Origin of the sequence: Crocosphaera sp. Alani8, assembly GCF_038442745.1 — a bacterium.
Classification (GTDB): Bacteria; Cyanobacteriota; Cyanobacteriia; order Cyanobacteriales; family Microcystaceae; genus Crocosphaera.
In genome coordinates this window covers 1-3,005 of sequence record NZ_JARVCN010000369.1, presented here as the reverse complement: position 1 = coordinate 3,005, position 3,005 = coordinate 1, and the positions used below count along the sequence as shown (strand labels likewise).

The window sequence follows — 3,005 nt, the reverse complement described above, 5'->3', positions numbered from 1 at the left end:
ATGTTTGGCCTAAGTTTTCGCAGCGAGTGACCCCTGGCTTTTTGAGAAGATACTCAGATACCCAAATTTCACGATTTACCTGGATGGCGTTGATTGGGGTTTGAAAAATCCCCAATCCTGTATCAACAGAACCATCGATAAAATTGTCGTCAATCAATGAACCATCAACAGGATCGAATAAAACGATGCGATCGCTCACCGAGTCGGGAATCATTAAAAAACTATTGCTCATTTAATCCTCTACCATCAAAATTTGTGTCAAGTTACCCCTAATAATTAATTGGTCTTCTTTGTTAGTAGAACCGATTAATGATAATTCTTAGCAACAGCTTATTAGCCAGGCTATCCATTGGGTTGTAACAAACTTAACAAAAAAGTAAGTATTTTTGCTAGTTAACACTGCTCTCAGCTCTCAGCTATCAGCTTAAAACTAAGGCAAAACGGCTGATTGCTGAATACTGACTGCTGAATACTAACTGCTAACTGCTCATTAAACAATTAACTATCTTTCTCAATATCTTGCTTAAAAAATGATTCTAATGGATGCAAACGGAATCCTGGAGCTTGATAATCTTTGGGTAGGTAATTTTCAGGGATTGTATTTTGATGTCCGTCTCTAACCGCAGCATAATGGGGGGAGAGGATTTCGATACCGACTTCTGCACATTTGTCTTGAATATGTTGATGTAATTCGGTGTATATATCTCCGATCGCAACGGATTTTGTTTTGTTAGTATAAACTCGCAGTTCGTAACTAACATAAAAATCGTCTAAACTGGTTTGCCATACATAAGGTTTCGGATCGTGCAGAATATCGGTGGTTTCTAAGGCTGAATTCATTAAGGTTTCATACACCAAACGCCAAGGAACATCATACCCTAATGTAATAGTTGTTTCAATAATTAAGGGCTGTTTTAAGTCTCTTATTGTGGCACTATAATTAATAATTGTGCTGGCCACTAAAATAGAATTAGGTATAGTTATAATTTCATTATTACCGTTACAAATACGAGTTGATAGTACTGTTTTTTCGATCACAACTCCTCGATATTCATTAATTTTTATGCGATCGCCAATTTGAAAAGCTCGGGTATAAATCACCACAAATCCCCCGATTAAATTGGCGATGGTACTTGCTCCCCCAAAGGTGACTAAGGCACCTCCTAAGATAGAAATTCCTTGAAATGCAGGGGAATTAAATCCTGGTAAATAAGGAAAAATCATGGCAGATGCTAAGCCAGCAATTAAGATAACAGTTAATTTATATGTTGGTTGGGCCCAATCAGGATAAAAACCAGGAATCGTCAATCTTTCTTCTTCTATTGCTTTAAAAAATGGATCACATAAACGGATTGAATAATGGGTTATAACTAGGGTGATGATAATTAAAAATAAGTTAGGTAAGTAATCAATAAATCCTGACCAAACCTGTCCTAATGCACCAAAAAATGAACTGAAAACGCTTTTACCTAAACGTTCGGTTTGAGGGAATAAACTTAATACTAAGGGAACATAAAAATATAAAACAACAAGTATAATAATTACACGCAATACCCTTAATAACAAAATAGCAATTCTTTTTTGTCGGCGAACTGAAATAAGTGTCCAGTTTTGAATTCTTAAGGTTCTAAAAAGAAAACTTCTCCCTTGAAGAATACGACGAGATGCACCCGGGACAAACCAATTGAGGAATCGAAAAATAAAAATAACCAGGATTGTTGATAATAATGTCAATAATCCTCTTGTTCCTAAATAAGAGAAAGTCCTTTTTTGGCGATATTCGATGATGGCATTTTTGACAATTTCGGCATATTTTTTAGATAATTGATCTAACGGTTTATCATTAGCTTTAGCATCAGCTTCAATAAAGCTCAGCATCATATTATTTTTAACATTAATTATATATATTCCATCAATGTTTTTAATCTGTAAATCGTCCATACTAAGGGAACGATCTTCTGCTACTTCTTTAATTCTTTCTGTAGCAAATTCTGCTCTTGCTTGATTGGATAATCCGTCAACACTTGTCTTAAATTCAAATAAAGTTTTTCCATCTAATGTGACAACAGCAGGGGGATCGTCATTCTCTAATTTATCAGAAGAAGATTCTGGTGTTTTTTCATCTACTTGAGTTAGTGTATGTTGAAATAATAAGCCTTTATTCCCATTTATATCTGAAAACTCAACTGATTTTACTTGTGCAGTGCTTGCCATCCCAAAATGAAGACTTAGTAAACAAAGCAATGTTAAAAACATTGTTATGAAAACAGACCTTATCTTTCGAGTCCCCATAATCATTCAACTTTATCATTCATGAATAATATACTAAAGTTTAAACCTGGGATTAATAATATTAATTTATATTCTTTTTGTTTTTTCGTAAGAATTCAGAATTTTTCTCCTTAAAAATCATTATTTTTTCATAAAAGTTAAATAAATTTACTGATCAACAGCTAACTAATATTAGTTACAATGTAGAAAATACTAAAGCAATTGTTAAGTATGAATAGTCCCACTGCTACTCTACTACTATCCTGTCCCGATCAACGAGGATTAGTGGCAAAATTTGCCAACTTTATTTACGAAAACGGCGGTAATATTATCGATGCGGACCAACACACAGACTTTGAAGCAGGTTTATTTTTAACAAGAATAGAATGGCAATTAGAAGGATTTAGGTTATCCCGTGACAAGATTGCTTCTTACTTTGATGCTATTGCTGAACCCCTACAAGCAGTATGGGAAATTCATTTTTCTGATACCATTCCTCGTCTTGCTTTATTTGTTACAAAACAAAACCATTGTTTACTAGATTTATTGTGGCGATGGAAAGCTAAAGAGATCAGGGGAGACATTCCTCTAATTATTAGTAATCACGAAAATTTAAGAGAGATTGCAGAGCAATTTAATATCGATTTTCACCACATTGCAATCACAAAAGAAACCAAACAAGAAGAAGCTTCTCAAAAAGTCTGGGGGGACTCGCCGAAAGTTAGGGGACAAAG

At 34.4% G+C, this 3,005-nt stretch carries 3 protein-coding genes; 1 reads left to right on the top strand and 2 read right to left on the bottom strand.

Going from position 1 to position 3,005, the window contains the following annotated elements; genetic code table 11:
- A partial coding sequence (locus P9B04_RS18730) for a hypothetical protein (protein WP_342056492.1) occupies positions 1 to 232 on the bottom strand: 232 nt, incomplete at its 3' end.
- A 266-nt stretch (positions 233 to 498) separates the two neighbouring features.
- Positions 499 to 2,214: a mechanosensitive ion channel family protein gene (locus tag P9B04_RS18725; RefSeq protein ID WP_342056491.1), complete on the bottom strand. Its 1,716-nt coding sequence runs from the start codon at positions 2,212 to 2,214 to the stop codon at positions 499 to 501.
- A gap of 288 nt (positions 2,215 to 2,502) precedes the next feature.
- On the opposite strand from P9B04_RS18725, the gene P9B04_RS18720 reads away from it, so the two are divergent.
- Positions 2,503 to 3,005, top strand: a 503-nt coding sequence (locus P9B04_RS18720) for an ACT domain-containing protein (RefSeq protein ID WP_342056490.1), incomplete at its 3' end; no start/stop codon positions are given.